A 21,246-nucleotide genomic window follows, 5' to 3' on the forward strand; every position below is an offset into this window, starting at 1 on the left:
TCGCCGCCCCGGTTTTTCGCGGGGATCCGAAACGGCATCCAACCTTGTTCCGGACGAACACGCAGGATGGAACATCCAGATCATCAAAACAAGGAGGGAAAACAACGAGATGAAGGAAACAGCCAACCAACCCAGCACGCTCGCCGCGGAGCTGGAAAAAAGAGCGGCCGAGATCAAGAAAGGCGGGGCGCCAAAATATCATGAAAAAAATGCGGCCCAAGGGAAATTGTTTGTCCGCGAGCGGCTGAATTTGCTGCTTGATCACGGTTTGGAAGTGGAAGACGGATTGTTTGCCAACTGTTTGGCGGGCGATTTGCCGGCTGATGGGGTGGTGACCGGCATCGGCAAAATCAACGGCCGCACGGTCTGCGTGATGGCGAACGATTCGACCGTCAAAGCCGGCTCGTGGGGGGCGCGCACCGTCGAAAAAATCATTCGCATCCAAGAAACGGCGGAAAAGCTGCGCTGTCCGCTCATTTATTTGGTGGACTCGGCCGGCGCCCGCATTACCGACCAGCTGGAAATGTTCCCCGGCCGGCGCGGGGCGGGGCGCATTTTTTACAATGAAGTGAAACTGTCGGGGAAAGTGCCGCAAGTGTGCCTGCTGTTCGGTCCATCAGCCGCCGGCGGCGCCTATATTCCCGCGTTTTGCGATATCGTCATCATGGTGGAAGGCAATGCCTCGATGTACTTAGGCTCGCCGCGCATGGCGGAAATGGTGATCGGGGAAAAAGTGACGCTCGAAGAGATGGGCGGCGCCCGCATGCATTGCACCGTCTCCGGCTGCGGCGACGTGCTCGTGAAAACGGAAGAAGAAGCGATCGCCTATGCGCGCCGTTACTTGTCGTATTTTCCGTCCAATTACAGCGAAAAGCCGCCGGTGGTCGAGGCCAAGCCGCCGAAATCGTTTGACAAAACGATCGAAGACATTGTGCCGGACAATCAAAATGCACCGTTCAACATGTATGATTTGATTGAGCGGATCATTGACGAAGGATCGTTTTGTGAAATCAAAAAACTGTTTGCGCCGGAAATCATTACGGGACTGGCGCGCCTTGCCGGCCAGCCGATCGGCATCATCGCCAACCAGCCGCGCGTCAAAGGCGGCGTGTTGTTCCACGATTCGGCTGATAAAGCGGCGAAATTCATCACGCTTTGCGACGCGTTCCATATCCCGCTTTTGTTTTTGGCCGACGTCCCTGGCTTTATGATCGGCACGAAAGTCGAGCGGGCCGGCATTATCCGCCATGGGGCGAAAATGATTGCCGCCATGTCGGAAGCGACGGTGCCGAAAATCTCGGTCATCGTCCGCAAAGCGTACGGGGCCGGACTGTACGCCATGGCCGGGCCGGCGTTTGAACCGGATTGCTGTTTGGCGCTTCCGAACGCGCAAATCGCCGTCATGGGGCCGGAAGCGGCCGTCAACGCCGTTTACGCCAACAAAATCGCCGAGCTGCCGCCAGAAGAGCGGGCAGCATTTGTCGAACAAAAACGCGAGGAATACCGGCGCGACATCGACATTTATCGGCTCGCTTCCGAGCTCGTCGTTGATGGAATCGTGGCGCCGAACGAGTTGCGCAACGAACTGATTCGTCGATTTGAAGCCTATATGTCCAAGTATATGGTCTTTTCTGAGCGGAAGCACGGGGTGTATCCCGTTTGAAAAAATGGATGGTTGTCCCTCTTGCCAACGGAAAGAACATCGTGTATGATAAGAATCACCAATCCGCTGCTGCGTTGTGCGTTGTAGAATGAAGTTTCAACCGATGGCAATAAAAAGGGAGTTCTACATTGAAGCGGGAATGTCATGCCTCAATATTCGTCATGGAGGACGGCAGGAACGCTTCTGCGAACACCCACTTGGTGGAGCGTGGTTGAGAAACTGCATTCAGCCGACGGCAACCGCGGCGCGGATTCTGCCAGCGACAGACAAAGGCGTCCCAAATGGGGCGCTTTTTTCTTTGCATTGTAGGATGATGAGTTGAAACCACTGGGAACAATATAGTTGCTTTTTCCGATTTTTATGCTATAATCATATTTCGTTTAGAAATAATTCGTATTGAAATTATTTGAGTGATGAATGAAAGGAGGAAAGTGATGGAAGGAACAAGCCGTGACTTAATGTACGCGGTGTTTCGGACGCAAAAGGCGCTGTATCGCCTTATTCGTGAAGACGCCGCCCGCGTCGGGATTACGGAAGTGCAACTGGTCGTGCTGTACACGCTGATGAAAAAGGAACACATCCGCCTTCACGATTTGGCGGAAAAGCTCAATTTAAGCAACAGCAATGTGAGCGGTACGGTCGACCGGCTCGTCGGCGCCGGCCTTGTTGTTCGCGAGCCGTCGAAACAAGATCGGCGCGCGGTCATTTTGAGCTTGACGGAAAAAGGGAAAGAAATTGTCGCCTTGGCGTTTGGCGAGCAGTCGGTGCTGCGCCGGCGGCTTCGCCTCGTCGAAGAACGGGTTTCAGAGGAAGAAATCGCACAATTTTTGCAGCTGCATGAGAAAATCAAAACGATTTTGCTTGAGGGGGAATGAGCGTTGAATGTCAGACGTTTGCTCGTATTCAATATCATTGTGCTCATTTTGCTTGTCGGTGGAGGATTTGCCGCCTATTATTATATCAATGAAACGACCAACTACATTAAAACGGACAACGCCCGCATTGACGGGCAAGTGATCTCGGTTGCTGCGCCGCTGTCCGGAAAGCTGACATCTTGGCGAGGGGAGACAGGAAAAACGTTTTCTGCCGGGGAAGAAATCGGTGCGGTGTCTGACGGGAAAACGACGGTGCCGGTGACCGTGCCGCACCGGATGACGATCGCCCAGCAAAGCGCGATCAAAGATTCGTTTGTCGCCGCGGGAACGCCGCTAGCTCGCGGGTTTGATTTAAACGACTTGTGGGTGACGGCGAATATTGAAGAGACGGATATTGAAGATGTGAAAGCCGGGCAAGACGTCGATATTTATGTGGACGCCTATCCGGATCGCAAGTTCAGCGGCAAAGTCGAAAAAATCGGAACCGCGACAGCGAATACGTTCAGCCTGCTGCCAAGCTCGAACGCAACCGGCAACTACACGAAAGTGACCCAAGTCATTCCGGTGACGATTTCCATTGACAACTATAGCGGAGCCGGACTTGTGCCGGGCATGAACGTCACCGTCCGCATTCATAAGTAGGTGATCGATGATGACAGCTTTTGTCATTGGCTATATCATATTTGCCGTTTTCATTTTGGCGGCCGCCAATATCGTACTGCGCCGGCGTGGACGGGCGGCGGTGAAAGCAAAGGACGAAGCGGCCGACCGGCGCGTTCAGCCGGTAGAGGAAACGGAAAGACCGCCGCTTTCGACGGAAGCAGAGGAACGTCCTGCGGCGGGCGGCGGGCCGAGCGGCCTCGGGGAGATCGGCAGCCGCGGCAAGGTTGTGGCGACCGTCATGCTCGGCGCGTTTGTCGCCATTTTGAACCAGACGTTAATCAATGTCGCTTTGCCGCATATGATGCAAGATTTCAACGTCGAAACGTCGACGATTCAATGGCTCGTGACCGGCTATATGCTCGTCAACGGGGTGCTCATCCCGATCAGTCCGTTTTTAATCGCCAAGTTTCCAGCGAAACGGCTGTTTTTATCGGGCATGTCGTTTTTTGCCATCGGCGCGTTTGTCTGCTCGATCGCTCCGTCGTTTGCCGTCATGCTTGCCGGGCGGTTGACGCAAGCGGTGGGCGCCGGCATTATTATGCAGCTGATGATGTTCATTATGTTGTCGATTTTCCCGCCGGAACGCCGCGGTGTGGCGATGGGGACGGTGGGAATCGCCATGATGTTTGCGCCGGCGATCGGGCCGACGCTGTCCGGCTGGCTTGTCGAGCATTACACATGGCGGCTGCTGTTTTACGTCGTGTTGCCGATCGCGCTGGTAGACATTGTGCTTGCCTCCGTCTGGCTGAAACATGCGCCGCGTAAAGGCAATCCGGTGCTGGACGTACAAGGGGCGATCTACTCGACGATTGGGTTTGGCGGCGTTTTATATGGCTTCAGCGAGGCCGGCAGCAAAGGATGGGGCGAGACGGCGGTCGTGGTGTCGCTCGTTATCGGCGTGCTGTTTCTCATCATGTTCACATGGCGATCGCTCCGTTCGGAACACCCGGTGCTCAATTTCCGCGTGTTCCGCTACCCGGTGTTTACGTTGGCAACTGTCATCGGTTCGGTCATCAATATGGCGATGTTTGCCGCGATGGTTTTGCTTCCCGTGTATTTGCAAAACTTGCGCGGTTTTACGCCGCTCGATGCCGGTTTACTGTTGCTGCCGGGGGCGATCGTCATGGCGATCATGTCGCCGATTGCCGGTTGGGTGTTCGACCGCATCGGCGCGCGGCTGCTTGCTATTGTCGGCTTGATCATCACCGCTGTGACGACGTGGGAGTTCAGCAAGCTGACGATGGATACGCCATACAGCCATTTGATTTGGCTCTACATTTTCCGAATGTTCGGCATGTCGATGCTCGGGATGCCGATCATGACCGAAGGGTTAAACGCCTTGCCGCGCCATCTGTATAGCCATGGTACGGCCATGTCGAATACGATTCGCCAAGTGGCCGCTTCGCTCGGAACGGCGTTTTTGGTGACGATCATGTCCAACCGGGCCAAGTTTCATGTCGAAACGTACCGCAATGAAATGACGGAAAACGATCCGTTCTTTATGGGGCTCGTCAGCCAGCTGAAGCAAGTCATCCCGAGCGATGACGCCATTGCCCAGCTGCTGTACGGTTTAGTGCAGCAGCGCGCCACGGTGGAAGGAATCAACGACGCCTTTTTCGTCGCGACTGGCTTAACGGTGGTGGCGCTCGTCATGGCGTTTTTCTTAAAAGGAAAAAAACAGAAATCACCATCGGCGTAAACAAGGGAAGCGGCGCACACGGCCGCTTCTTTTTTGTTTTGAGCCATGAAAAAGAGACGAAAACGGGCGGCCGGCTGCGAATCATATAATCGTGACGAAGCGACAGGGGGGAACATTGTGGAGCGGCAAAGCAGACAGCAAATGAGACAAGCGAGGCGAAGACGGCTTTGGTTCCGAGCGCTCGTTGCCATCGCTTTGGCGTTGGGCGCCCTCGTTGCCACCCTTCATTGGGCGATTAACCGGCAAAATATCGCCGCTCTTGAGAAGCCGCTGCCGACAGCGACGGTCATTTATGATGAACACGGCCGCGTGGCAAGCAAGCTGGCGGCGGCGAACATCGAAGAAGTACCGATTGAGCGTGTGCCGAACCATTTTCTCCAAGCCATCGTCGCGACGGAAGACCGCCGCTTTTATGAGCATAACGGCGTCGACTACTACGGAATTTTGCGTGCTGTATGGCGCAACGTTCGCGCCGGGGAATGGGTCGAAGGCGGCAGCACGATCACCCAGCAGCTGGCGAAAAACGTTTTTTTGACGAATGAAAAAACGTTGGCTCGGAAGTGGAAGGAATGGCTGATTGCCCAAAAAATCGAGCGCACGTACAGCAAAAAAGACATTTTAGAAATGTATATCAACCGCGTTTATTTTGGCGCCGGAGCTTGGGGAGTGGCGAGCGCCGCGAAAACGTATTTCGGCAAAGACGTTTCCGAATTGACGCTAAGCGAATCGGCGCTGTTAGCGGGCCTTGTAAAAGCGCCGTCCGCCTTATCGCCGCTCCGCCATTACGACAAAGCTATCGCTCGGCGCAACGTGGTGTTGGCGCTGATGAGAGAGCAAGGCTATATCGACGATCAAGAATGGAGCGCCGCGAAAAGCGAGCGAATCGCGATCGAGCAAGAGCCGAAGCGTGATCCGTATGCCGGGAAGTATCCTTATTATGTTGATGAGCTGATCCGCGAAGCGATCACGCGCTATGGCTTGACGCAAAGCGATGTCCTTTCCGGGGGGCTCCGCATTTACACGGAGCTTGACCCGAACATGCAGCAAGCGCTTGAAGCGGTGTATGCGGATGATTCGCTGTTTCCGTCAAGCCCGGACGGTGTGCCTGTCCAAAGCGGAGCGGTGCTTCTCGACCCGAAAACAGGCGGGGTGAAGGCGTTAGTCGGCGGCCGCGGCCGCCATGTGTTCCGCGGGTTCAATCGCGCCACGGAGCTCAGGCGCCAACCGGGGTCAACGCTCAAGCCGCTCGCCGTGTACACGCCGGCGCTCGAGCAAGGATACGGGCCGTTTTCGCCGCTCAAAGACGAGCCGCTCGATTTCGGCGGCTACCGTCCGCAAAACTACGATCACACGTATCGTGGCACGGTGACGATGTATGAGGCGGTCATCCATTCGCTCAACGTGCCGGCCGTCTGGCTGTTAAACGAAATCGGCCTTGACAAAGGGATGGAGGCGCTGCACCGGTTCGGCTTGCCGTTGGAAAAAGAGGACCGCCAGCTCGGCATTGCGCTCGGCGGCATGTCCCGCGGCGTATCGCCGCTCGAGATGGCGGAAGCGTACGCTGTATTCGCCAATGACGGCTCCCGTCCGGACGGCCATCTCATTACGAAAATCGTCGATGCCTATGGCCGCGAGGTGGCGGAGTGGAAGCCGCGGCGAACGGTTGTGACGTCCAAGAAAGTGGCGCAGCAAATGACGCTTTTGCTCGAAGGCGTCATCCGCGAAGGAACCGGGAAGCGTGCCGCCATCCCGGGGCGGGAGCTCGCCGGCAAAACCGGGTCGACGGAAATGACGATCCCCGGCATCGACGGGGTGAAAGACCAATGGATGGTCGGCTATACGCCGCAGTTGGTCGGTGCGCTTTGGCTCGGTTATGACCGGCCGGATCGCACGCATTATTTGACGACGACGAGCGGGGAAACGGCGGCCAGCCTTTTCCGCCGGATCATGGAGAAGGCGCTGGCCGGCCAACCTGCTGTCCGCTTCTCGCTGCCGCTTGTGAAACAAGCGGAACGAGAACACAAAAAACGTGAGCCAAAGGCGCCTGAATCCGTGCCGCCAAAGGTGAAGGAAAAGAAGGAAAAGCCGCGTCCGCCCGGTCATGAAAAAAGAAACAACTCAAATGAGAAAAAAGAAAAAAAGCGTGGGAAAGGGCATGGCGGCAAACGCGAATCGCTGTTGTTCAGGGCGTTCTCAACTTTTGCGTAGGCGCATATACATAAAGACAAGCCAAGCAAAAGGAGGGAGCGCCCATGGCGCATGTCGGATCGAAAGGATGGCTTGTCGCCGAGTTGAAAAAGGCAGGCATTGCCCGCCATCCGGTCGGGCGGAAAAAAATCGAGACGTACAAGGCGACGGAGCTGTACGGGCTGTACCGAAAATATGTGCAAAAGACGCGCTGAGCCGGACAGAAAGGATCCGGCTTCTTTTTTTCGGGCAAAATAACAAAGGAAAGGAGGGAGGCGCACCGGTCGTTTGGCCGGAAAAGGAACGAACGCCGAACGGAATGAAGAAAAAACGGTTTACTGTAGCCGAAGGTGAAACGATTGCCGCCTGTTTACAGCGGATGAAACAAGAAGGATACCGCCCTATCCGCCGCGTTGAGCAGCCGATTTTCCGGGAAGTGGAAACAAACGGCGAAACGACAGTTGAGCCGTGCGGGCGCATCATCGAATTTGAGGCGGTGCGTGACGAGCCGTAACCAGAGGTGCCTCAGCCGGTCGCTTCCGTTTCGTTTTTGGCTGAACGATTTCCATGCCGACAAGCAACAGGAGGGGGTTCACGAGTCCCCCTCCGCTCGCCGCATCAGGCGTATTCACGCCGTTGCTTCGGCTGAACACGATGGTTTTTTGAGGCCAACCTCTTCAGCTGTGCGGCCATTCGCGCGTTTTTTTCGCGTCCCGATGGTCGCCGGTCGGGTTGCCGCTTGACGCTTCGTAACCGACTTGGTACACGTAGTGTTTCGGCGCATGGGTGACGTTGTCCATCCGGTATTGGTCCAAGTCGTCCTGAAATTGCCGTTTGCTTTCTTGGTCGCTCATGGTCGTGGGCCTCCTTGTCGAGATGATTTAGCTGGCTGGCGATGAAAGGAAACAGGTTTCTTTACCGCTTTGTTTCTCAAATGGAGAACCCCCGTAGCCTCAACGTCTCGTTTCTCCTCATCCGACGCAAGGGGAGGCTGATCGAACAATGCCGTTTTTTGACAAACCGACAATGTTTCGTGTACATTTGCAAGGTTTTGGCGGGTTGCGCCTTGATTTTCTTAGTCAATCGCCAGCCTTCTAGGACGTTTATAGCGTACCCGCTAAGGCCGCACTTTATCAAAACCCATGAATCGTCATGCCGCCATCGACAAACAGCGTTTGACCGGTGATGTAGCTGGCCGCATCAGAGGCGAGAAATACGGCCGGGCCGACGAGTTCGGGCAGCTCGCCGATCCGTCTGAGCGGGGTAACGGCCAAAATGTCGTTCACGTATGCTTCGTCTTCAAGCAACGTTTTCGTGAGCGGCGTGCGAAAATACCATGGGCCGATGGCGTTGACGAGAATGCCGTAGCGCCCCCACTCAAACGCCAGCACTTTTGTCATTTGGATGAGCGCCGCTTTGGTTGCGGCGTACACGACGCCGGTGCGCAAGGCGACATGGCCGGCGACCGAGGCAATGTTGATAATTTTGCCGCCCCGCCCCTGCTCTTTCATCACCCGTCCCGCTTCTTGCGAGACGAGAAACGCGGACTTCAAGTTGGTGTTCATGATCAATTCCCACTCGTTGTCTGTCACCTCTAAAGCTGGGGTGCGAATGTTCATGCCGGCGTTGTTGACGACGATTTCAAGAGCCCCCGCTTGTTGTTTGACGCCGGTGACCGCCTCGTGCACCGCTTTCCGGTCGGTGACATCGATCGGCCATACGTACGCTTTCCGCCCGAGCGATTCAATGTGGTTTGCCGTTTCTTCCAAATCGGCTTTCGTGCGAGCGATGAGCGCTACGTCCGCTCCGGCTTCGGCGAATCCGATGGCGATCGCCCGGCCGATGCCGCGCCCGGCTCCGGTCACAAGCGCCGTTTTTCCGTCTAAACGAAATGAAGGCAAAAACATCAGCATCTCTCCTTTCAGACATGATCACCTCGTTGTTGGCGAGTGTGCATACAGTTCCACTATAGCACGGCTGTCCGCTGCCGCCAACGGCGAGGCGGCCGGCTGGGCGCGGAACGTTGCAAGGAAAGGGGGCGGCAGTTACAATAGTAGAGGAAGCAGCATAAATGAAAAAAGGAGATGACGCCATGATCCATTACACATGGGCGACCCGGCCGACGATCAAAAAAGTGAAATGCGTCCATACGAATGCGGAAAAATACATGGTCAGCAACGTATTGACGCCGGGCAACGTGTACGAAGTGAAAAACGAAACGGACGAGTTTTATTTTGTCGTGGACAACAGCGGAAAAGTCGGCGGGTTTTACAAAGATTATTTCGAAGAAGTTCAATGATCGCGCCGATGCCAAACAACCAAACGGGGCTGGCCGAAAAGGTCGGCTGCCTTCAAGATAGGCGAACATATCGGGCGGCAGAAGCAGTCAGCACGTATATAGCAACGAACGAGGGTGTCCGGATTTGGTTGCGACACCCTCGTTTTGTCGCTCAGCCGGCTGCGCTTCGTTCCGCCGTCGGCGGCTGCACCCGGCTGGCCGGCAAGGTGATCGTCAGCGTCGTGCCTTTTTGGACGGCGCTTTCAATGTTCCATGTCCCGCCCATTTGTTCGATAATTTTGACTGCAACCATGGCGCCAAGACCCGTTCCTTTTTCTTTCGTGCTGAAGTATGGTTCGCCGAAACGGCGCACTTGCTCTTTTGTCATGCCAACGCCGTTGTCCGAAACGGTGATGACGACGGCGGTTCCCCGATGTTCCGCTGTCACGCGGAGCGTTCCACCGTTTGGCATCGCTTCGATGCTGTTTTTGAACAGATTCAAAAAACATTGTTGGAAATATTGCACGTTCCCGATGACGATGCCATGGTCAAGCGAGGAAGAAAGGTCGACCGAGTGCATATGGGCCATGGGCGCGATCATCTGCAATACTTTTTGAAGCTGGATGGCGACATCGATCGGTTCCGTTTCTTTTGGTGCCGGCTTGGCAAACGTCAAATAATCGCGAATGATCGCTTCCGCCCGTTCCAGTTCCTCTAAGGCGATCCGGATGTATCGCTCCTCGGTTTCCCGCGGCAGCGGCCCGGTTTGCAGCAGCTGGATAAACCCTTTGACGACAGTGAGCGGGTTGCGAATTTCATGGGAAATGCTGGCGGCCAGCTGACTGACAATCTCCATTTTTTCCATTTTCATTAGCTCGGCTCGGGCGAGCTGCGCTTCGTGGAGCGTTTCCATCAAATAAACCGCAAACATCATCACAAACGGCGGCATCAGAATGAAGTAGATGATATACGGTTTCGTCACTTGGAAATCGGCGATCACGACAGCGACAAAGGTGGTGAGCACCGCCAACAAAAACGTCAGCCCAAGCGCAGTAAACAGCTTGCTGGGGCGGGGCAGGCGGCGAAACAGCGGCGAGACGACGGCCGCAGCCGCCAGCATGATGGCGTAAACGATCAATGTCAATGGCTGGAAGCCGTACAAAATCGTGCGCGCCAACATGAGCATAGTCAACAACACCGCCCCGACCGCGCCTCCGCCATAAAGCGTTCCGAGCAAAAACGGAACTTGCCGAAAATCGTGGACGCATGCCGGGTCGATGTAAATCGGGAACTTCATGCATAACACCGCCGCCAACGTCAGGCAAGCGCCAAGCAGCACCCGGCTGTAAAGGGGACGGCGCCGGATGGCTGCGCTGTGGTCATAAATAAACGAAAAAGCAAAAACGCCGACCAAAATATAAAATAAATTGTTCAAAACGTGTTGATTAATATACAGCCCCGCCATAAAACGATCCCCTAATCTACTTGAACCTCATTCCGTCTTCATTATAAGCCGGAAATCGGTTGAAAGGAAAATAGTTTTGTCATTTCTCGTCGTTCGGCAGCCAAATCGCCAAGGCGCCAAACAGCGGCAGCGCGCTGCAAAGCATCATCAACGTGTTGAGCGACGACAAGTCGGCGATGTTGCCGAGCACGACGGCGCCAAGCGCCCCCATACCAAAGGCCAAGCCGACGATCAGGCCGGACGCCATGCCGACATGATTTGGCAGCAGTTCTTGGGCGTAGACGACAAACGTTGCGAAGCTTAACGACAATACAAAACCGGCGATCAGCAACAGCGGCAGCGCAAGCGGAAGCGGCGCGTGCGGCAAGGCAAGCGCAAACGGCGCGGTTCCAAGCGTCGACCAGAGAATCAAGTTGCGCTTGCCGAACCGGTCGGCAATTGGCCCGCCAGCGAGCGTTCCGATCGCGCCGGCGATCATAAAGGCGAACAAGTACACTTGCGCCTCGCGCACCGAGATGTGAGCCGTTTCCATCAAGTAAAACTGATAATAGTTTGAGATGCCGGCGGAATACCATGAACGGGCAAACACTAAAAAGACGAGCAAGGCAAGCGCAAACGCCACCGGGTGTCCGGGATCGGTGCGCTGCGCCTTTTTCATTTTGCTTGGCGCCGGACGGCGGCCGAGTTCATGACCGTACCAGTGCGAAACGCGCCAAAGCAAGGTGATGCCGACAGCCGCGGCAAGCATAAACCAAGCGGCTCCCTTTTGGCCGAACGGCACAAAAATCAGGGCGGTAAACAGCGGGGCCAAGGCGTTGCCGGTATTGCCGCCGACTTGATAAATCGATTGGGCGAACGCCCGCCGCGCACCGGCCGCCAAATAAACGACGCGCGATCCTTCCGGATGGAAGACGGCTGAACCGATTCCGACCAACAGCACAGACAACAAGACAAACCAAAAATTCGGCGCCAAGGCGAGCCCGGCCATGCCGAGCAAGCTCGCCGCCATGCCGAGCGGCAAAAAACGCGGCGACGGCAGCCGATCCGTCCATAAACCGACGACCGGCTGCATGACCGACGACGTCATGTTTAGCGCAAACGCAATCCAGCCGATTTCGGTGTACGATAGCTCCATCGTCGAGCGCAAAATCGGAAAGAGCGCCGGGATGACCGCCTGCATGGCATCATTCAAGAAATGTCCGAGGCTGATGGCGAACAAAATCGGATAGACCGTCATGTTGGCGGCGCTCGTTCGTTCCGTATGAGCGTCCATCGTTCTCCCCCGTTCCGCAAAATCGATCTTAATATGGCTAATTATACTTGATCTTCGCCAGCGGAGAAAGCCCCATTTCCCGGCGTGAGCGCAGGCAAGAGGGCGCTCCGTTTTTGTCTTTTCAATCGCCGGCGCGAAAATTCAGCTTTTCTTTTCCGGATGCGCTGATGACGAGCTTGACGTTTACGGACAGCGTGTTGTTATTGAGTGGGATGAGGCCGTCGGTCTGATGTTTTTTCCAGAGATTCGGACGCTCGCGATACAGTTGTTCCGCTAGATTCAATATATCGATCTGTCGCTCTTTCCCCAGTTCATATAAGCGGTGGATTTCTTGTTTAACCGTTTGTTCCGCCAGTTTGGTCAGTTGTTTTCGTGAGAGCGGTTCACGCAGTTCGAGGAGACTTCCTTGCGCCTCAACGTTTATAGTAAAAGCAGGCTCTCCGTCCTTCACGCCAACCGACCACTTCGTTTTTGGATCATGGACGATTAGGGAGGCAACAGTTTTCCCTTTTTGCTTGACATAAATCGGGGTGCGCCGAATGTCCCGCTCAATCCAGCGGAGCCCTTGCAAATCGGAACGGCGCTCACACCCTTGCAAACGGTAATCATGAAGAAAACAAACGCCGGATATAGCCAACATTTGTTTTGGCTTCTTATTTTCCGCCCAACGATTGTCTTCGATTGTTAAATAAGGGAGTCTAGAAGGCCGGTGAAAAAGTACACGCCAAGGCAGGGATGTAGGGGGCTTATGTCGAAAAAGGAAGAAGAATCTTTGAATGGAGCGTGAGCAGATCATGAAAGCCCCCAAACATCCTTCGACTCAGCCTCGTCTGTTTCAAGTCATCGACATGGAGGAACTGGTTCCCCCACATCATATCCTGCGCCAAATCAACGAAGCAGTTGACTTTTCCGTCATTCACGATTGGGTGGCTCCCCTGTACACGGAAAAAACGGGTCGTCCGGCGGCGGATCCGGAACGGCTGCTTCGCCTGATGCTGCTATCGTATTTGTTCGACCACTCCGAGCGGGAGTTGTATGAGATCCTCCCCATGCATGCCGGATACTTGTGGTTTTGCGGTCTCGACTTTGAATCCGTGCTCCATCCGGATCCTCATCACCCCACACTGCCGGATCGAACGACGCTCGTCAAAACACGGAAGCGCTGGCGCCAACACGGAATCTTTGATCGGCTGATGACCTACGTGGTGGATCAGTGCATCGCGGCAGGGCTGGTCTCGCCGGATGTGCATGCGGCGGCCGATGGCACTCAAGTGCGGGCGAATGCTTCGATCCACAGCTTGCGGGAAGTCAAGCTCGCTCCGGTGGAACCGTTGGAGGACTACCTCGCCCGCACCGCCCGGGAAGATGAACAGGCCGAGTCCCCGGAGGCGGACCGGGATCCCGATGACGACCCGCCTTCTCCGTCTCCCCCATCAGGGGAACGCGTCCATGCCGGAGAACGAGGAAACTTCCGTGGAACTACGTTTTCCAACCAAACCCATCGAAGCGTGACGGATCCGGATGCCCGGTTGTACAAGAAAGGCAAAGGACAGGAAGCGTATCCTCGGTATCTGGTGCACGACGTCATCGACGTCCAGTCGCGCGTGATTTTGTCCAGACGAGCCAGCCTCGCCACCGGAACGGCGGAGCGGGAGACGAGTTTGGAGCAGCTGGCTTCCATTCGGTTTCGCCACCCGTCGATCACGATTCGAACCTTGTCCGCAGACAAAGCGTATGGCACCACGGAGTATTTGAAAGAGCTCTTCGTCCAAGGCATCACGCCGCTCGTGTCGCTGCGCCGCAAGGAGATGGAAGAAATTCCAACCTGGAAGCGCCGGGCGAAGGATCCCGCTCAGGAAGCACAACGCCAGGCGAAAGTCCGGGAAGTTCAGATTCGCAACCAAGCGAGGCTCATTCAGCAACAGGGCGGTTATCGATCCATTCAAGCCCTTCGCACGCGTTGTGAGCATGTGTTTGCCGAAGGGAAGGAATGTCATGGGCTGGACCGGGCCCGAAGCCGAGGCCTTTACGCCATGGAAGAACAGGCGCTGTTGACCGCCGTCGTGCAAAATCTGAAGCGATTGTGCCGGTTTCGAAAAAAACGAGGGGAGACCGGCTCTTTGGCGTGCGCAAAAATGGAAGTTGGAGCAGGAAGTCCTGCTCGTCCTCCCGTCCTTTGGCGCCAAATGGCGGGGAGAATGGTCTCCAAAATTCGACATGAGGGAAGTCTATGCCCCATTAATTCACCGGCCTTCTAGCTGTATCAGCTTTTTCATCCATCGCAGCAATCAATCGGCTGAGACGGATCGGGCGGATAAACGAACTTTGTTGGAAAATTTCTTCCGGATTAGACAACAGTGAATAATATGAGGAAGCATTTAGCAGCGGCGTTGTTTCAAATAAGTCGGAAAGCGGCTCATCAGTAGCGTACACCCACGCTGTATGGCGAATTTCATTGTAACGGTTCAGCACATCGATCACATCGGCCACAATATCTTTTTGCAAGGCGCGTTTCGTAAAGACAATGCTTTTGACATGGCCCCACGACACTCTTTGTTGAATGGAAGGATAGATCTTGTCGGTAGCGATGTTAAATGTTTCGCCCAGCGCTTTGCCGATGGAAACCGCCGCTTTTTCTTTGCCGCCCCCCGCTTCGACTTTGGCAAGGGCGGTGAAACCGACCAACTGCACGTAGGCAATTACTTGGCCATCTTTGTAGTCGACCCCGATTGAATGAATGTAGACAATGTGATCGATGTTGCGCGTATCCCAGCAACCGCCAAGCAGCATGATAGAGGCGATGATGGGAATGACCTGCTTCCTCATTTTCGTTCCCTCTCTTTTGCAACGAGATCATTCGGACGAACGATGCGGTCGCGCGTGCGGAACTGTTTCCACGTGCTCGGGATAAACACTTTCCCGATATCTTTTGAAGGCGGCGCCAGCGGCGTCAAATACGGAATGCCGAAAGTGCGCAAGTTGACCGCATAAGTCAAAATGAGAAACAGCGACAAGATAAACCCAAACAAACCAAGAACGGAAGCGAAAGTGAGAACGATAAAGCGCAGCAAAGTGACGCTGCCGGCGATGTTTTGATTGACAAGCGTAAATGTCGAGATGACAGAAATGGCGGCAATAACGAGTGTGGCCGGGGCGGCAAGTCCAGCGTTGATCGCCGCTTGTCCGATAATCAAGCCGCCAACAACCGACAGCGTCTGCCCGATGGCGATCGGCAGCCGCATTCCAGCTTCTTTAAACACTTCAAACAAAATCATCATCACAAACATTTCCAGCGGTACCGGAAGCGGCACCCCCTGGCGCGATAAAATCAGCGTGGCCAGCAAGGTGAACGGCAACTGATCCGGATGGAAGGAAGTCAAGGCGACCCAGGCGCCCGGCAAAAAAATGGCAACCGACGTACCAACCAGCCGAAGCAGACGCTGAAACACAACAAACAGGAAAAACGTGTTGTTATCTTCCGATGTGTTCAGCAAAAAGGTTAAATTGCCCGGACCGATCAGGGCGGTCGGTGCTCCGTCCACTAAGATGATAAAACGGCCGTTAAGAAGCGAATTGACGGCAAAATCAGGCCGTCCGGTATAACCAAACGTCGGAAACAAAGAAAACGGACTGTCGGATAGCCATTCCTCAATTTGGCTCGTACTGGTCACCGAGTCGATGTATAAACTGAGCAGACGGCTTCTCACCTCATCGATGATGGCTGTGTTCGCAATATCATCAACATAGAGCAGCCCGACTTTTGTCTGGCTGCGCGTACCGATGATGAACGGCTCATAGACGAGTCGATGGGAGCGCAGCCGCTTGCGGATGAGCGCCACATTCTTGTTGATCTCTTCAATAAACCCGTCTTTTGGTCCACGAATCGACACCTCCGTATTCGGCTCCTCTGGGTCACGGTTGGGCGGGCTGGCAAGCGGCATTGCGTATAAAGCACCGGCCTCGCGAAAGTAAATGAGCAAATCGCCGCTAAACAGTCTCAGGTTGAGGTCATCGATTCGCACTTCGTGCCCCATATATTCGAGTGCGGGTGGCTTGCATGTTTCGATGTCAGCGGTCGAAAGGCATGAATGCTGTTCACAAAGCTTGCGGAACATTGGATAGATGGTCTTTTGCAACATTTGCGTATCGCACAGTTCTTCACAATAGATAAATAACAGGTGTACAGTTTTTGATAATCCGTCAGGGAGCAACGATGGAACGGCCGCTTCTGTCATGATGACGTCGCTGCATTTGGCGTACATTATTCGTAACGCCTCTTCGGAGATGATCACAGTCTCCAATCCGGTGTAATCGTCTTTCAGCCGCTTACCTTGGGCGGCGCGCATGAGCTGTTTCATCATGCCATCCCTCTTTTCTCTTTACGGTATGTCAATAGAGCTAAGCTGACTAACACAACAGACAGTGCAAGACTAAACAGCAGTGATGATGGCAATACCCAATGTTTGACAAAACGTAAAAATTGTTCATCGCTACCTGGTGCCAAGGCTGCCAATGTGATCGCTAAGTAAAGAACGATAAGCACCCAACGGCGCGTTTGCGAATGGCGGATCGGGAATAGTTCCACAATCAGCGCCGTTGCCAAAGAAAGACGGATGAAAGCACCGGACAGCCACTGATAGACCGACAGAAAGTCGACATGTTCGATGTACGTCCCTAAACTGACCATCCGCCATTGTTCAAACGCCGGATAGCGAAGACGTGTCGCTTGTTCGGGTCCGAATTCGACAATGGCCCCGATCGTCGGACCGATGCTCAGACCGGCCGTCAAGAAGGCGATGGCGGCAAGCGCTTTCCATGAAAACGGGCGCGGCAGGCGGTGAGAGAGGAATAAAAGAACGACCACTTCCGCATACCCCGCCCCAGCATACATCATGCCACGAAGCACAGGCGCCATGCCGTGCTCAAGCATCGGCTTGAGCAGCGAATAGTCTTTATGGGGAGTGGTTGACAGCATGACAAAAAAGCCGAAGACAATGACAAACGGCCAAATAATCATCGCTGTATTAGCAATCGAGTCGATGCCTCGATACGCGTTATAAAAACAGACGATGACGATGAGAACAATCAGCGCCCACCGCGGCGTCGCCGTCAAATAAGAAGTTGTGGTAAACGTGATGGTATCATTTAATGTAACAAAGCTATGAAGAAGCAAGAATATGGTGCTGACACCGGCCACCATATAGGCTACTGGGCTTGAAAAATGGTTTTTTAGCCAGTCAAACAGCCGCTCGCCATTCAATTGTTTAAGGATGAAATAAAGAAGCGGCAGCCAGATGAGCAAGCCCCCCAATGCTCCCAAGGCGGCGATCCATGCATCGCGGTGAGCAGCCTCGAGCATAAAGGGGATAATGATCACATGATTCAGCAGCCCAACTGACAGCATAACCATACATAAAACCTGCAGAACGCTGAGCGTCTGTCCGTTCATTATGAATCCCTTTCTTTCTATGACTATCTTTAGTAGTGTTTCCAGTACAGGGGGATTTATTCTTTCAAACGTCAACCCAATAGCGAAACTTCTGAGGAGTCAGAGGCACAATACAAAGGAAGAGCGAAAATTCACAGCATGGTAAGGAGGGCGCAGCATGAAATGGCTCCAGTTGACGCTTGAGCTTGTCATCGGCTTGATTCTATTGTTCGCCGTCGTCAAAATCGCCGGCAAAAAGCTGATCAGCCAAATGAGCCCGTTTACGTTTATTGTCGCCATCGTGCTTGGTGAGCTGCTTGGCAATGCGCTGTATGACGACCATATTCACCTTTGGTACATCATCTATTCGATCACCCTTTGGGGAGCGATACTGCTTTTGGTCGAGTATGCGAGCCAAAAGTGGCTTTCCTTCCGTCTATGGAGCGAAGGAAAACCAACGCTGCTCATTCGAAACGGCGTCATCGATTATGAGGCATTGAAAAAAGCCGCCTCACCCTCAACCAGCTGCAAAGCTTGCTTCGCAAACATGAGACGTTTTCAATCCGTGAAGTGGCGTTTTGCTTTTTGGGAGCGGACGGAGAAATTAGCGTGCTGAAACAAGCGGATCATCAAAAAACGACGCTTGTGTTTCTCTTGTTTTATGTGTACTATTAGTTATAGTACGGTTGTAACAACGAGAGGAGGAGGGGAGGATGTTTGAGCTCGATTTACGAAGCCGGCAACCGATTTATGAGCAGCTGATGGAAAAAATGAAAGAAATGGTCATCCGCGAATTATGGCGGCCGCACGACCAGCTGCCGTCGGTCAGGGCGATGGCGAAACAGCTGATGGTCAACCCGAATACGATTCAAAAAGCATACCGTGAACTGGAACGCGATGGCTGGATTTATTCCGTTCCGGGAAAAGGCAGTTTCGTCGCGCCGCGCCCGAAAGAGCCGAATGCGGAGGCGATCGCTGCCGTTTACGAACAGTTTGTCCGCCTTGTCAAAGAGGCGCGGTTTTTAGGAGTGACCAACGAGCAGTTATGGCAATGGATCATAGAAGGGGAGAAAGAGGGGGAGAGCGATGATTCAACTCGCAGACGTGACGAAAACGTTTGACCGGTTTCCCGCCGTCAACGGGGCGACGATGACTGTGCCGAAAGGATCGATTTACGGGCTGCTTGGACCGAACGGCGCGGGAAAGACGACGCTGTTGAAGCTGATGGCCGGCATTCTCCGCCAGGACCGCGGGACGATCACGGTCGACGGTGACGAGGTATGGGAAAACATGGAGGTGAAACGACGGATTTTATTTTTGCCCGATTGGGTCTATTTCTTTCCTCAGACGACGATTCAGCAGATGGCCGATTTTTACGAACAAGTGTATCCATCGTTCAGCCGCAGGCGATTTGTCGAGCTGCAGTCATCGTTTTCATTGGATGTCAACAAAAAAATTCAGCAGTTTTCGAAAGGGATGCAGCGCCAAGCTGCCTTTTGGCTCGCTTTTTCCGTTCAGCCGGATGTGCTCATTATGGATGAGCCGCTCGATGGGCTCGATGCGTTCGTTCGCCGCCATGTCAAACAATTGTTGATTGATGAGGTGGTCGAACGGGAGATGACCGTCGTTATCTCATCGCACAATTTGCGCGAACTCGAAGATTTATGCGGCACGGTCGGATTGATGGCGCGCGGTGTGGTGCAGCTTGAGCGCGATTTGGATGAATTGCGAGCCGGCATGCATAAACTGCAGCTGGCGTTTCGTGATGGATTTCCGGGCGAATTGGCCGAACGCCTCGATATCGTCCACCGCGAGGAGCGCGGCAGCATCGCCATCCTGATTGTCCGCGGGGAAAAGCGGCGCATAGAGGAGACGGTCCGCACGTTTCATCCGCTAATCCTTGATGTGCTGCCGCTGTCGCTCGAAGAAATTTTTATGTATGAAATGGGGGGCGATGCTCATGTCCGTGAAACGGTGGTCGGCTAATCGTGCCATGTGGACGCAAAATCTTCGTCAAATCGGCTGGGTTGCCATCATTCATTCGCTGCTATGGCTGGCGGCGATCGTGCTGCCGATCGCGCTCGCGTATTCCGAATATGACCCGAAAGTGGGCAATGTGCCGCAGTGGGAAAATGTATACTATATATCCAATGGGTTGGAAACATTGATCGCCTGGCTTGTCCCCGTGCTGGCATCGGCTGGGGCGCTTCGCTACATGCATGACAAACGGTCGGCCGACTTTATTCATAGTTTACCCATCCGCCGCACCGAATTGCTCACAAGCCAAATCGTATTCGGCTGGCTCATGTTAGTTGTGCCGCTTTTTACAGTAGCTCTTGTTGCCATCGGCTACCTGTATGGGCTTGACCTGCCATGGCCGATCGAGCCGGCGGACGTATGGCGCTGGTTCGGTGAAACGGTTGTCATGGAAACGGTCATCTTCGCCCTTGGCATCGCTGTAGGCATTCTCGTCGGCCAATCGGCGCTTCATGTCGTGCTGACGAATATTTTTCTCTTTTTCCCGGCCGGCATGCTGATTTTGATTTACACGAATTTATCATTATTATTGTCTGGGTTTCCGGATGCGTATTATTTATCAACAGAGTTGGATCGGCTGGTGATTCCGCTTCGCTATGCGATGTTGATGGATCAGGCGATGAACGCGGGGGAGGCGGGATTGTTGCTGCTGTTGGCGCTTCTTTTGTTTGGCCTCGCGGTTTGGCTGTATGAGCGGCGGCCGGCAGAAGCGGCCGGGCAGGCGCTGGCGTTTCCGGCGCTCCGTCCGCTGTTTGTGTATGGGGTTGCGTTTTGCTCGTGGCTTGTCGGCGGCTTTTATTTTGGAGAAGTGGAGCGGCAATGGGGCTGGATCGTCTTCGGCTATATAACGTTTTCTTTGCTTGGGTACGCGATTGCCCAGATGGTCATCGCGAAAACGTGGCGCGTATTTCACCGCTGGAAAGGGTATGTCGCGTTTGCGACGGTGATGGCCGTTCTTGCCTTTCTCATCCGCATCGATCTTACCGGCTATGAGCAGCGCGTGCCGGCAGTGGCAGACATTAAGCAAGTGTACTTTGGCCAGTCGACGATGAACTTTGAACACCCGGAGCAGATTGGCCGCTCGTTTGTAGAATATGACCAATTTCTCCGCACGAAAGAAAATATCGAGGCGGTGCGGGCGTTTCATCAGCAGCTCGCGCACGATCAACCGTCGCCGCCCCGTCTTGGCAACGTTCAGTCGGTGGTGATCGGCTATGTGCTCAAAGACGGCACGCGCCTCCTCCGCTGCTATGAAGTGCCGGTCGAACCGTATATGACGCATTTTCGCCGCATTATGGAGTCGAAAGAGTATAAACAGCAGTACCATTTACTGCTTCGCCCGGGCGGATATTCGCCGATCCGCCAAGTGACGATACGAAACATGAATACAGGGCAGCCGGTGCTTGTTTTAGCTGAGCCGAAGGAAATTGAATCGTTTATCGGCGCCCTGAAACAAGACTTGTGGAACGAACCGGTTGAAAACATGATGGGCACCGTGGGCATATGGTACGGAGACGTCGAACTGCTGCAAAGCGACGGCGATTCGTTCGGCTTGGGGCTCGCGGAAAACTATACACATGTGCGTCAATGGCTCGAACGGCGGCATGTGGGAGATGACCTGATCAAAAAATGAACGAATAAAAAACGGGCAGGGGCCGATCCTCTGCCCGTTTTGTCC

The 21,246-nt window shown here is 54.3% G+C and carries 19 protein-coding genes, 1 other RNA gene and 2 pseudogenes; 14 read left to right on the forward strand and 8 right to left on the reverse strand.

The annotated features are described in order from the left end of the window. The first annotated feature begins 109 nt into the window (after positions 1-109). The 8 genes from GC56T2_RS07890 (at position 110) to GC56T2_RS07925 (ending at position 7,601) form a co-directional block, all read left to right on the forward strand. A complete protein-coding gene (locus GC56T2_RS07890) occupies positions 110-1,663 on the forward strand; it encodes an acyl-CoA carboxylase subunit beta (protein WP_144974301.1) in 1,554 nt (517 codons plus the stop codon). Positions 1,664-1,725: 62 nt separating this feature from the next. Continuing rightward, positions 1,726-1,915, forward strand: a non-coding RNA gene (gene ssrS / locus GC56T2_RS07895) — 6S RNA. A gap of 182 nt (positions 1,916-2,097) precedes the next feature. Then, on the forward strand, positions 2,098-2,538 hold the full coding sequence (locus GC56T2_RS07900) for a MarR family winged helix-turn-helix transcriptional regulator (protein WP_144974303.1): 441 nt from the start codon (positions 2,098-2,100) through the stop codon (positions 2,536-2,538). A gap of 3 nt (positions 2,539-2,541) precedes the next feature. After that, positions 2,542-3,180 carry an HlyD family secretion protein gene (locus tag GC56T2_RS07905; RefSeq protein ID WP_144974305.1) on the forward strand — a complete coding sequence of 213 codons (639 nt, stop codon included), beginning with the start codon at positions 2,542-2,544 and terminating at the stop codon, positions 3,178-3,180. Positions 3,181-3,190: 10 nt separating this feature from the next. Continuing rightward, positions 3,191-4,900 (forward strand): DHA2 family efflux MFS transporter permease subunit, encoded by a 1,710-nt coding sequence (locus tag GC56T2_RS07910; protein ID WP_144974307.1) that lies wholly within the window; start codon positions 3,191-3,193, stop codon positions 4,898-4,900. Between the two features lie 117 nt (positions 4,901-5,017). Continuing rightward, positions 5,018-7,108: a transglycosylase domain-containing protein gene (locus GC56T2_RS07915; protein WP_144974309.1), complete on the forward strand. Its 2,091-nt coding sequence runs from the start codon at positions 5,018-5,020 to the stop codon at positions 7,106-7,108. A gap of 44 nt (positions 7,109-7,152) precedes the next feature. After that, positions 7,153-7,302: a DUF2639 domain-containing protein gene (locus GC56T2_RS07920; protein WP_081897217.1), complete on the forward strand. Its 150-nt coding sequence runs from the start codon at positions 7,153-7,155 to the stop codon at positions 7,300-7,302. A 104-nt stretch (positions 7,303-7,406) separates the two neighbouring features. Further along, positions 7,407-7,601 (forward strand): NETI motif-containing protein, encoded by a 195-nt coding sequence (locus GC56T2_RS07925; protein ID WP_144974311.1) that lies wholly within the window; start codon positions 7,407-7,409, stop codon positions 7,599-7,601. Positions 7,602-7,764: 163 nt separating this feature from the next. On the opposite strand, the gene GC56T2_RS17780 is transcribed toward GC56T2_RS07925, so the two are convergent. Then, positions 7,765-7,941 (reverse strand): hypothetical protein, encoded by a 177-nt coding sequence (locus GC56T2_RS17780; RefSeq protein WP_172706374.1) that lies wholly within the window; start codon positions 7,939-7,941, stop codon positions 7,765-7,767. A gap of 279 nt (positions 7,942-8,220) precedes the next feature. Then, positions 8,221-8,994, reverse strand: a complete 774-nt coding sequence (locus tag GC56T2_RS07930) for an SDR family NAD(P)-dependent oxidoreductase (RefSeq protein ID WP_144974313.1) — start codon at positions 8,992-8,994, stop codon at positions 8,221-8,223. A gap of 185 nt (positions 8,995-9,179) precedes the next feature. On the opposite strand from GC56T2_RS07930, the gene GC56T2_RS07935 reads away from it, so the two are divergent. Then, a complete protein-coding gene (locus GC56T2_RS07935) occupies positions 9,180-9,386 on the forward strand; it encodes a DUF6501 family protein (RefSeq protein WP_033843920.1) in 207 nt (68 codons plus the stop codon). Positions 9,387-9,537: 151 nt separating this feature from the next. Here GC56T2_RS07935 and GC56T2_RS07940 read toward each other — a convergent pair whose 3' ends face one another. From GC56T2_RS07940 to GC56T2_RS07950, 3 genes are all read right to left on the reverse strand, one after another. Continuing rightward, positions 9,538-10,830, reverse strand: coding sequence for a sensor histidine kinase (locus GC56T2_RS07940; RefSeq protein WP_144974315.1), 1,293 nt, complete (start codon positions 10,828-10,830; stop codon positions 9,538-9,540). A 79-nt stretch (positions 10,831-10,909) separates the two neighbouring features. Further along, a complete protein-coding gene (locus GC56T2_RS07945) occupies positions 10,910-12,103 on the reverse strand; it encodes an MFS transporter (protein ID WP_144974317.1) in 1,194 nt (397 codons plus the stop codon). A gap of 121 nt (positions 12,104-12,224) precedes the next feature. Beyond that, complete coding sequence (locus GC56T2_RS07950) at positions 12,225-12,743, reverse strand: Ger(x)C family spore germination C-terminal domain-containing protein (RefSeq protein ID WP_255516052.1); 519 nt, start codon at positions 12,741-12,743, stop codon at positions 12,225-12,227. Positions 12,744-12,879: 136 nt separating this feature from the next. Here GC56T2_RS07950 and GC56T2_RS07955 point away from each other — a divergent pair, with 136 nt between their 5' ends. After that, positions 12,880-14,361 carry a transposase gene (locus tag GC56T2_RS07955; RefSeq protein WP_144972437.1) on the forward strand — a complete coding sequence of 494 codons (1,482 nt, stop codon included), beginning with the start codon at positions 12,880-12,882 and terminating at the stop codon, positions 14,359-14,361. Here the strand turns inward: GC56T2_RS07955 and GC56T2_RS07960 are convergent. From GC56T2_RS07960 to GC56T2_RS07970, 3 genes and pseudogenes are all read right to left on the reverse strand, one after another. Further along, positions 14,351-14,929 (reverse strand): annotated as a pseudogene (locus GC56T2_RS07960) (Ger(x)C family spore germination protein); the annotation flags it as partial. The gene GC56T2_RS07955 and the pseudogene GC56T2_RS07960 sit on opposite strands and share 11 nt — an antisense overlap. Next, entirely contained in the window at positions 14,926-16,461 is a 1,536-nt protein-coding gene (locus GC56T2_RS07965) for a spore germination protein (protein ID WP_144974319.1), read from the reverse strand. The pseudogene GC56T2_RS07960 and the gene GC56T2_RS07965, both read right to left, overlap by 4 nt. Beyond that, complete coding sequence (locus GC56T2_RS07970; RefSeq protein ID WP_172706478.1) at positions 16,461-17,552, reverse strand: GerAB/ArcD/ProY family transporter; 1,092 nt, start codon at positions 17,550-17,552, stop codon at positions 16,461-16,463. The genes GC56T2_RS07965 and GC56T2_RS07970 overlap by 1 nt, the downstream gene beginning before the upstream one ends. 157 nt (positions 17,553-17,709) lie before the next feature. Between GC56T2_RS07970 and GC56T2_RS07975 the strand changes: the two are divergent. The 4 genes and pseudogenes from GC56T2_RS07975 to GC56T2_RS07990 all read left to right on the forward strand — a co-directional run. After that, positions 17,710-18,170 (forward strand): annotated as a pseudogene (locus GC56T2_RS07975) (DUF421 domain-containing protein); the annotation flags it as partial. 74 nt (positions 18,171-18,244) lie between these two features. Next, positions 18,245-18,652 carry a GntR family transcriptional regulator gene (locus GC56T2_RS07980; protein WP_144974321.1) on the forward strand — a complete coding sequence of 136 codons (408 nt, stop codon included), beginning with the start codon at positions 18,245-18,247 and terminating at the stop codon, positions 18,650-18,652. After that, positions 18,618-19,517 (forward strand): ABC transporter ATP-binding protein, encoded by a 900-nt coding sequence (locus GC56T2_RS07985; RefSeq protein ID WP_144974323.1) that lies wholly within the window; start codon positions 18,618-18,620, stop codon positions 19,515-19,517. The genes GC56T2_RS07980 and GC56T2_RS07985 overlap by 35 nt, the downstream gene beginning before the upstream one ends. Then, positions 19,492-21,201 (forward strand): ABC transporter permease, encoded by a 1,710-nt coding sequence (locus GC56T2_RS07990; protein WP_144974325.1) that lies wholly within the window; start codon positions 19,492-19,494, stop codon positions 21,199-21,201. Before GC56T2_RS07985 ends, GC56T2_RS07990 begins: the two co-directional genes overlap by 26 nt. The last annotated feature ends 45 nt before the right edge of the window (positions 21,202-21,246 follow it).

It is taken from the genome of Geobacillus sp. C56-T2, from assembly GCF_007829715.1.
Taxonomy (GTDB): Bacteria; Bacillota; Bacilli; order Bacillales; family Anoxybacillaceae; genus Geobacillus; species Geobacillus icigianus.

What these genes read in the sequence shown, in the direction of transcription:
- GC56T2_RS07945 (WP_144974317.1), bottom strand. Translation starts at nt 12,103, where the DNA reads ATGGACGCTCATACGGAACGAACGAGCGCCGCCAACATGACGGTCTAT.
- GC56T2_RS07970 (WP_172706478.1), bottom strand. Translation starts at nt 17,552, where the DNA reads ATGAACGGACAGACGCTCAGCGTTCTGCAGGTTTTATGTATGGTTATG.
- GC56T2_RS07910 (WP_144974307.1), top strand. Translation starts at nt 3,191, where the DNA reads ATGACAGCTTTTGTCATTGGCTATATCATATTTGCCGTTTTCATTTTG.
- GC56T2_RS17780 (WP_172706374.1), bottom strand. Translation starts at nt 7,941, where the DNA reads ATGAGCGACCAAGAAAGCAAACGGCAATTTCAGGACGACTTGGACCAA.
- GC56T2_RS07965 (WP_144974319.1), bottom strand. Translation starts at nt 16,461, where the DNA reads ATGAAACAGCTCATGCGCGCCGCCCAAGGTAAGCGGCTGAAAGACGAT.
- GC56T2_RS07925 (WP_144974311.1), top strand. Translation starts at nt 7,407, where the DNA reads ATGAAGAAAAAACGGTTTACTGTAGCCGAAGGTGAAACGATTGCCGCC.
- GC56T2_RS07890 (WP_144974301.1), top strand. Translation starts at nt 110, where the DNA reads ATGAAGGAAACAGCCAACCAACCCAGCACGCTCGCCGCGGAGCTGGAA.
- GC56T2_RS07985 (WP_144974323.1), top strand. Translation starts at nt 18,618, where the DNA reads ATGATTCAACTCGCAGACGTGACGAAAACGTTTGACCGGTTTCCCGCC.
- GC56T2_RS07920 (WP_081897217.1), top strand. Translation starts at nt 7,153, where the DNA reads ATGGCGCATGTCGGATCGAAAGGATGGCTTGTCGCCGAGTTGAAAAAG.
- GC56T2_RS07900 (WP_144974303.1), top strand. Translation starts at nt 2,098, where the DNA reads ATGGAAGGAACAAGCCGTGACTTAATGTACGCGGTGTTTCGGACGCAA.
- GC56T2_RS07930 (WP_144974313.1), bottom strand. Translation starts at nt 8,994, where the DNA reads ATGTTTTTGCCTTCATTTCGTTTAGACGGAAAAACGGCGCTTGTGACC.
- GC56T2_RS07940 (WP_144974315.1), bottom strand. Translation starts at nt 10,830, where the DNA reads ATGGCGGGGCTGTATATTAATCAACACGTTTTGAACAATTTATTTTAT.
- GC56T2_RS07950 (WP_255516052.1), bottom strand. Translation starts at nt 12,743, where the DNA reads ATGTTGGCTATATCCGGCGTTTGTTTTCTTCATGATTACCGTTTGCAA.
- GC56T2_RS07980 (WP_144974321.1), top strand. Translation starts at nt 18,245, where the DNA reads ATGTTTGAGCTCGATTTACGAAGCCGGCAACCGATTTATGAGCAGCTG.
- GC56T2_RS07990 (WP_144974325.1), top strand. Translation starts at nt 19,492, where the DNA reads ATGTCCGTGAAACGGTGGTCGGCTAATCGTGCCATGTGGACGCAAAAT.
- GC56T2_RS07935 (WP_033843920.1), top strand. Translation starts at nt 9,180, where the DNA reads ATGATCCATTACACATGGGCGACCCGGCCGACGATCAAAAAAGTGAAA.
- GC56T2_RS07955 (WP_144972437.1), top strand. Translation starts at nt 12,880, where the DNA reads ATGGAGCGTGAGCAGATCATGAAAGCCCCCAAACATCCTTCGACTCAG.